Here is a 7,539-nt window from a genome sequence, read left to right on the forward strand (position 1 = left end):
TCTTTGAAGTAAATTGTACCACAACCACGCTTCAACTGAAACCGTTAGAACCAGCGGTGGAGAAGTGAAAAGTAGCTGAACTTGACCCTTAAATTTAGAGAAAAAAGGTTTATTTAAGATTTCTTCAGTTTTCCCAATGTAATAACAACCTGTTTCTGTTTCTTGCGCTGGTAACATTTTATTTAGGGTATCCATTAATAGGAATAGTCTCCTCCAGTTTATTAGTGATTTGTTGATAAATCCTATCCAACCACAGAGGAATAACAGGGAAACCTTGATCTAGAAAAGCGATCGCACACTCTCGCTCAAAATCCTTTAACCTCAGTATTCCCTCAGAAGGATCAAAAACTAACATTAAACGCCGTTGACTTTTCTCTTTAGCAAAATTCGGTTCAATTGCCCGTAACTGCTGTAATACCCCAGAAGCAGAGTCAAAAGTTAACCCCACCGACAGCAAATACACCATTACAGACAACTCTACCAACTCAGAACGAGAATAATAAACACTTCTCCCCGTTCCCGTTGCACTCACCATCGGCACAATAACCCCTTTTTCTCGCCAATACTGTAATTGGCGCAGAGTACACCCTGTAATTTTAGCAGCATCCTTAGAAGTAAAGAAATTTTCTCCCATGACCTCTATTTTACAAAGACTTGCTATAATACAATTATGTTTGTATTAAACGTTTTTGTTTAAATGAGATGAGTCAAATCACCATTCAATGTCGTCTCGTAGCTAAAGAACCCATCCGTAGCACCCTATGGCAACTAATGGCTGAGTTAAACACACCATTTATGAATGAATTACTGCAAAAAGTGGCACAACATCCCGACTTTGAACAATTGAGACAACAAGGAAGACTAAAAACAGCCGTTATCAAACAATTAGGTGATTAATTAAAGAAAGATACCCGTTTTTTAGGACAACCTGCACGGTTTTATCCCTCTGGCATCAGGTTAGTCGAATATATCTTCAACTCTTGGCTCAAAGTTCAACAACGACTACAGCAAAAACTTGACGGAAAAAGACGCTGGTTAACAGTCTTAAAAAGCGATGATCAATTTTTTAAAGGCCTGTGGTTGAAATGAACTTTTGAGTCTTGTCCAGCGCAGATAGTTGACAAAACGCTTAATGCATAAGGTTTTTGTACTTCTGTCGTCACAATCTATTTTGGTTAATGAGATGGATTGAAAGTATTTATAATCGTCTAGGATTAGGTTCAGTAATAGGCACACGACATATAATATGTTATTGATGACAAATAATCTGTTAAAGCGACAATAATATGTTACCGATGACAAATAATTAGTTACTGTACATCACAATTTAAAAAAATTACAAACTTTACAAAACATGGACGTAACTGGACTCGAACCAGTGACCCCATCGATGTCAACGATGTACTCTAACCAACTGAGCTATACGTCCGCATAACTGTTAACCATAACACAGTATTTACCAAAAAAGCAAATAACTAAACTAACTTAGATAGATTTCATTAAGAGATGGGGGAGTTGACCTGTTTGGGGAGTTTAATAAAAAAACAACCCTTGATTAGTGATTATTATATGTACGAGAAACTGACCCCCCCCAACACGGGTTCTAAAATTACCTTTAAAGAGGGTAAACCCGTTGTTCCCAATGACCCCATTATTCCCTTCATTCGTGGGGACGGAACAGGAATCGATATTTGGCCAGCAACTGAGAAAGTTATCGATGCGGCGGTGAAAACTGCCTACGGAGACAGCAAAAAAATCAACTGGTTTAAAGTCTATGCAGGGGATGAAGCTTGCGATCAATACGGAACCTATCAATATTTACCAGAAGATACTTTGACTGCCATTAGAGAGTATGGTATCGCCATCAAAGGACCCCTCACAACCCCTGTAGGTGGCGGTATTCGCTCTCTTAACGTAGCTTTACGACAAATCTTTGAATTATACGCTTGTGTGCGTCCTTGTCGCTATTATCCAGGGACTCCCTCCCCCCATAAGTCCCCGGAAAAACTAGATGTCATCGTTTACCGAGAAAATACGGAGGACATTTATTTAGGAATTGAGTGGAAAGAAGGAGTAGAAATTGCTCAAAAATTAATCAATTATTTGAACAATGAACTGATACCTGCAACCCCAGAACACGGTAAAAAACAGATTCGTTTAGACTCAGGAATTGGGGTTAAACCTATCAGTAAAACGGGTTCTCAAAGGTTGGTTCGTCGTGCCATAGAACACAGTTTAAAATTACCCAAAGCAAAGCAAATGGTTACTTTGGTGCATAAGGGCAACATTATGAAATACACTGAAGGAGCCTTTAGAGATTGGGGATATGAGTTAGCAACCTCGGAATTTAGAGAGGTTTGTGTGACGGAAAGAGAATCATGGATTTTGAGTAATAAGGAAGAAAAAGCAGACATTTCTATTGAAGATAATGCGAGAAAAGTTGAACCTGGTTATGATGGTTTAACACCTGAAAAAAAAGAAGAAATTTGTCAGGAAGTTAAGGGAGTTCTCGACGCTATTTGGGACAGTCATGGGGATGGTAAATGGAAAGAGAAAATTATGGTAAATGATCGCATTGCTGATAGTATTTTCCAGCAAATTCAAACCCGTCCTGATGAATATTCTATCCTTGCAACCATGAACCTAAATGGGGATTATTTGTCCGATGCGGCTGCTGCTGTTGTGGGGGGTTTAGGTATGGGACCGGGGGCAAATATTGGGGATACTTGCGCTATTTTTGAAGCAACTCATGGCACCGCACCTAAACACGCAGGACTCGATAGAATTAATCCTGGTTCGGTTATTCTTTCTGGGGTGATGATGTTAGAATATATGGGCTGGCAAGAAGCTGCAGACTTGATAAAAAAAGGAATTGGAGCAGCGATCGCAAATCGTCAAGTAACTTACGATCTTGCCCGTTTGATGGAACCTAAAGTTGATCCACCCCTAAAATGTTCGGAGTTTTCTCAAGCAATTATTGATCATTTTAATGATTAATTCTGCACAATGGTAGGGACTAATTATTTACTTACTCCCTACCAAAATATAAAAAGGTTTAACTCACATCTTGCAGCTATTCAGTAAATTCCTAGTATTTACCATATTTTTGCGGTACTAACATAACACAAAAATATTCTTTACCTAATCAGAAAAAATTGCTGTGCCTAAATACCCAGTAATAAGACGGGTGCCATCTTTAAGAATATGTATTTCTGTTTGATCGCTTGCCCAATTTATACGATCTTTTAGGGCGAGATTAAAGACATGAACTCGTTGATTACTAGAAGAAACATGAGAAGTTGGGGAATTTACCGCATAAGATTCCAGATAAGCTCCATCAACTAAAATATCAAGTTCAGCTAATAAATCCATTGACCCAGTGGGAGCAGATTGAGATTGTAATTGTTCTAAAGTAAATCCACTAAATGACATTACATTTAGTCCTTTGGCTTTAATTTTGCGCGCTAAATTAGCTAATTCTTGAGCTTGCCAAAAAGGTTCTCCCCCGGAAAAAGTAACTCCTTCATTGAGAGGATTACTAGTTATTTTTTCAACTAATTCATCCACTGAATTTAATTGATTAATATCAAATGACCAAGACTCCATATTAAAACATCCAGGACATTCTCTTGAGCATCCCTGAACCCAAATCACAGCACGACATCCAGGACCGTTTACTTTTGATTGGTCTACATAACCCATGATATTCAGGTGTCCAGAGGGAATTTGTGTTTGTTCTGAATACGGATGTTGTTTGACTTTCATTATCATCAAGTGGTTATGCAGTTTTTTCTATTCTAATTTTGAAATAAGAATCAGCCAGGAATTATTACATTTTTTTCAATTTTGTAGGTGAGTAGTAATAAAGATATAGTAATATTTTTATTAAAAGCTATTTGGAATTAAATAAAACAACCTAAAATTTAATTTTTGCCTCAAAGCGAGAAAGTTCGTAATCCATGCAAATGAAAACTGCTATTAAGATTAGCCTAACTTTCTAACCCGAATGGGTGAGCTACCTGGGGGAAGTAAGTAAAAGGCAAGTTTTGTATGATGAAGTGTATCAGTGGGATCACCCACGTGATCACCAAAATAATAAATGTCTTTCGTTTAGTTTGAGTAGGAGCAACCCCATGGAACTTATTTCTTTATTCTTAATCCTAGCTGGAACCTTTTTAGTAGATTTGTTACTCTACAATAACTAGCTCTTCATGGGGCGATATGTGTGTTACATCAGTGTTAAAGGGATGGCTCTTTTTCTGCTAAATTAAGGGGAGAGAGCTATTTTCAGCGTTAGGGGTTGTTTGTTCCAAGCGATGCCAAATAGTTTGCAAGAGTTGGTCTACCCCTGTTTTAGTCACAGCAGAAATAGCAAAAATAGGGTGCTGACTTGAGGGTTGTAACTCTTCTGCGATGAACTCTAAAATCTCCGTATCGCAAGCATCAATTTTATTTAAAACAATGATTTGAGGGCGATCGCTTAATCCTCTTCCATAAGCGTTTAATTCTTGTTGAATTACCTCATAATCTTGGATAGGATTATCCGAGGTAACATCTACTAAATGTAATAATATACGAGTCCGTTCGATATGGCGCAAAAATTCGTGGCCTAACCCTACACCTTCGTGGGCCCCTGCAATCAACCCAGGAATGTCTGCAAAAACCGTCCCGTCTCCTGTGGGTTTCCTTACAACCCCCAAGTTAGGAACCAAAGTTGTAAAGGGATAGTCAGCAATCTTAGGACGTGCAGCGGATAAAGAAGCGATTAAAGTAGATTTTCCAGCGTTAGGTAAGCCAATAATACCGACTTCTGCCAGCAATTTTAATTCTAATCTCAATTGTCGCAGTTCCCCTTCCAAACCCGGTAAGGCGTATTCTGGGGCCCTATTTTGATTACTTAAAAAGTGTTTATTCCCTAACCCTCCTTTTCCTCCCTCAGCAACGCAAAGGGTTTGTCCTTGTTCAACTAAGTCTCCTAATATTTCCTCCGTTTCTAGGTCATAGATCACTGTACCACAAGGAACCTCAATTACTGTATCTTTACCCATTGCTCCCGTACAATTATTGGGACCCCCTCGTTTACCATCATCTGCTTTGAAACGACGAGCATAACGGAAGTCTAACAGGGTTTGCAGGTTTGTCTCTGCTTTTAGGATAACCGATCCTCCTTTACCTCCGTTTCCACCTGCTGGACCCCCTGCCGGGACATATTTTTCCCGTCGGAAGGCTACTATACCATCTCCTCCCTTACCTGCTTCTACTTCAATTTCCGCGCGATCGATAAACTGCATTAATAATTTTAGGCGATTTCTAATTATGTGGTTTGAATGATTTGGTCTGATTAAGTTCGGTTGAGAATCAAGTTATGCTTAACTAGACCAAATTGTTGCTAAGACATTATATCTGCGTTCAACACGATTTAGTGGAAAACTCATAACCCAACGCAAAAAACAACTGGTGATTGTGGACTAAGTAAAGTGTGTGAGTGAAAAGTTTGAGAACAGCATACTAGCGCAATAATATTGTCTGAATAATGTGACAATATGATAATCCCTCTTCTATGACAGATACTTAGTGACAGTGACGGCGGCCATTTTGATAGTGAAATCCATTTTCATCAGTATATCCGGGATGGGCTGTAGCATCTAGAGAAATATCTAAAAACACTGATGTTGTTAACAACAGGCAAAAAAATAGAGAGAGAAACTTGTACAATTTATTTGTAATACTTTTGTTTTTTTTAGTCATTTTCTTACTCCATTGAGGGATTGAAACAATTTTTTTCCTCCCCTATATTATAGCACAAAAAACATCTCAATCGACCATTAACATTGCTTTACAGAAGTAAATTATTTGCAATATCTGGCCAGTAAATAACAAGGCTCTAATTAATCTTTATTAAAGTTGAAAATTTGGAATATTTCACGCCGCCTATGATAACAATGAGTTAGAAGTATCTAGAATATATTATTTACATATGTTTTTTCAGAGAACTTTCAAAAAAATCAAAAAAAATTTCTGTTTCCTTATAATCATTTCTTTATCGTTTACACTATTATTCCCACAATTTGTTAGCTCCCAAGATGAGCCAAAAATTTCCATCGAATTGCCAAATAAAAATACATCTGTTGGTCTCGAAGGAGACCTAAAAATTCGACCATTTTCGATAGAATCTCCCAAGGGAAATACATCTGTTGGTCTCGAAGGAGACCTAAAAATTCGACCATTTTCGAGCGAATTGCCCAATGGTACTTCCAAATGCAACCATGAATATGAAAAAGTTACCCTTAATAAGGAAACAATACTCTGTGTTAAAGTACCTCTTCATGACGATTTACCGAATAAAGATGACTCTAACTACTGGAGAAAAAGAGGAAAATTAATCGAAAAAGATGCTAAGACATTCTCAACAGAATTAAATATTTTTGCCAGAATGGGCTTAGAAATCGACGAATTAAAACTAGGAGGTATGTTGGAAAAAAAGGCGAACGACTATTGTGTTTTTCCAATTACTTATAAACTAAAGAACATATATTTTGATGAACCTTATGATGTTGAAGTAATGAGAATAGGTGTACCTTGTGATGAAAATGGAAAAAATAAAGTGGAGAAAGAATGGCCTGCTGATAAATCAAAAATTGAGGGATCTATTAAAGAGAAAATAGAAGATTCTATTAACAAATATAGAGATAATTATACTTTAAACCAAGAATATAAAGGCAATGAACCACGGCAAGAAGATGAGCAAGAGCAAATATATAACGACAAATTAAGTAATAACGACGAATTAAATAATCAAGCGGTGCTTGTTGAAGATACTCCACTATTCTATATAAGGGCGTGGAATAATGGATATTCTCCTAAAGAAAGAGCAGAAAAAGCTACTAAAAAAATTCAACAAATATTAGAAGGTAAAATAGATATTGAGGGTTTAGGTATTTTTGAAGAATCAGACGATAATGTAAACTCACAAAATAGAAGCGATGGCAATCAAAAGACTAAGATAATAAAAATTATTTCTGATTCTAAATTTCTTAATGAAGAGGAAAAAAATATTATTGAAGTTAATCAAAACGATGCAATATTTGAACGAGAACAAGATACATCAACTTTAGCTAGAAAATACCTATCTAAAATAATTCGAGGTATTAAAGCTCATAAAAGTCTACAACAAGAAGGATATCCCGTTAAATTTTCTGCTTTTTATCCTTTTAATCTTCTAGATTTGGATTGGTTCACATATGAAGATGAATCTATACCTAATTTTCTATATGCGGATTGGTTAAAAAATATCGTCGATTGGTTTAAAGATGCCAATAAGCCTCTATTTTCTGTCAAAACAGCAGTAGGATATACACTAGATAATCCGAGTTTTAGAGCAAGTCAAATATCTAAAAAAATTAAAGACTTTGCTCAAGATACTTTCTGGTTTAAAGATATTGTTGTCGCTTCTTATATTGTCAATGAGATTGATAATACAGAGAAAAACGAAGCTTCTCAAAAAGTCTGGGGGGACTCGCCGAAAGTTAGGGGACAAAG

At 36.8% G+C, this 7,539-nt stretch carries 6 protein-coding genes, 1 tRNA gene and 1 pseudogene; 3 read left to right on the forward strand and 5 right to left on the reverse strand.

Going from position 1 to position 7,539, the window contains the following annotated elements; genetic code table 11:
• Nucleotides 1-195: pseudogene (locus P9B04_RS10975) on the reverse strand (hypothetical protein); the annotation flags it as partial.
• Nucleotides 179-634, reverse strand: a complete 456-nt coding sequence (locus P9B04_RS10980) for a MerR family transcriptional regulator (protein ID WP_342055029.1) — start codon at nt 632-634, stop codon at nt 179-181. The gene P9B04_RS10980 and the pseudogene P9B04_RS10975, both read right to left, overlap by 17 nt.
• A gap of 68 nt (nt 635-702) precedes the next feature.
• On the opposite strand from P9B04_RS10980, the gene P9B04_RS10985 reads away from it, so the two are divergent.
• Entirely contained in the window at nt 703-897 is a 195-nt protein-coding gene (locus P9B04_RS10985) for a hypothetical protein (RefSeq protein WP_342055030.1), read from the forward strand.
• 458 nt (nt 898-1,355) lie between these two features.
• On the opposite strand, the gene P9B04_RS10990 is transcribed toward P9B04_RS10985, so the two are convergent.
• A tRNA-Val gene (locus P9B04_RS10990) sits at nt 1,356-1,429 on the reverse strand.
• A 140-nt stretch (nt 1,430-1,569) separates the two neighbouring features.
• Between P9B04_RS10990 and P9B04_RS10995 the strand changes: the two genes are divergently transcribed.
• Nucleotides 1,570-2,997, forward strand: coding sequence for an NADP-dependent isocitrate dehydrogenase (locus tag P9B04_RS10995; protein WP_342055033.1), 1,428 nt, complete (start codon nt 1,570-1,572; stop codon nt 2,995-2,997).
• A 144-nt stretch (nt 2,998-3,141) separates the two neighbouring features.
• Here P9B04_RS10995 and P9B04_RS11000 read toward each other — a convergent pair whose 3' ends face one another.
• Both P9B04_RS11000 and obgE read right to left on the reverse strand, forming a co-directional pair.
• The gene (locus P9B04_RS11000; protein WP_287139183.1) at nt 3,142-3,765 is read right to left on the reverse strand and encodes a 4Fe-4S single cluster domain-containing protein; all 624 of its coding nucleotides are present in this window, start codon (nt 3,763-3,765) and stop codon (nt 3,142-3,144) included.
• A gap of 497 nt (nt 3,766-4,262) precedes the next feature.
• Nucleotides 4,263-5,291 carry a GTPase ObgE gene (gene obgE, locus P9B04_RS11005; RefSeq protein ID WP_342055031.1) on the reverse strand — a complete coding sequence of 343 codons (1,029 nt, stop codon included), beginning with the start codon at nt 5,289-5,291 and terminating at the stop codon, nt 4,263-4,265.
• An 815-nt stretch (nt 5,292-6,106) separates the two neighbouring features.
• On the opposite strand from obgE, the gene P9B04_RS11010 reads away from it, so the two are divergent.
• Nucleotides 6,107-7,539, forward strand: a 1,433-nt coding sequence (locus tag P9B04_RS11010) for a hypothetical protein (RefSeq protein ID WP_342055032.1), incomplete at its 3' end; no start/stop codon positions are given.

Source organism: Crocosphaera sp. Alani8 (assembly GCF_038442745.1).
In the GTDB taxonomy this organism is placed as follows: domain Bacteria; phylum Cyanobacteriota; class Cyanobacteriia; order Cyanobacteriales; family Microcystaceae; genus Crocosphaera.

Excerpts from the sequence above, each read along its gene's own strand:
- obgE (WP_342055031.1), bottom strand. The coding sequence starts at position 5,291 with ATGCAGTTTATCGATCGCGCGGAAATTGAAGTAGAAGCAGGTAAGGGA.
- P9B04_RS11000 (WP_287139183.1), bottom strand. The coding sequence starts at position 3,765 with ATGAAAGTCAAACAACATCCGTATTCAGAACAAACACAAATTCCCTCT.
- P9B04_RS10980 (WP_342055029.1), bottom strand. The coding sequence starts at position 634 with ATGGGAGAAAATTTCTTTACTTCTAAGGATGCTGCTAAAATTACAGGG.
- P9B04_RS10995 (WP_342055033.1), top strand. The coding sequence starts at position 1,570 with ATGTACGAGAAACTGACCCCCCCCAACACGGGTTCTAAAATTACCTTT.
- P9B04_RS10985 (WP_342055030.1), top strand. The coding sequence starts at position 703 with ATGAGTCAAATCACCATTCAATGTCGTCTCGTAGCTAAAGAACCCATC.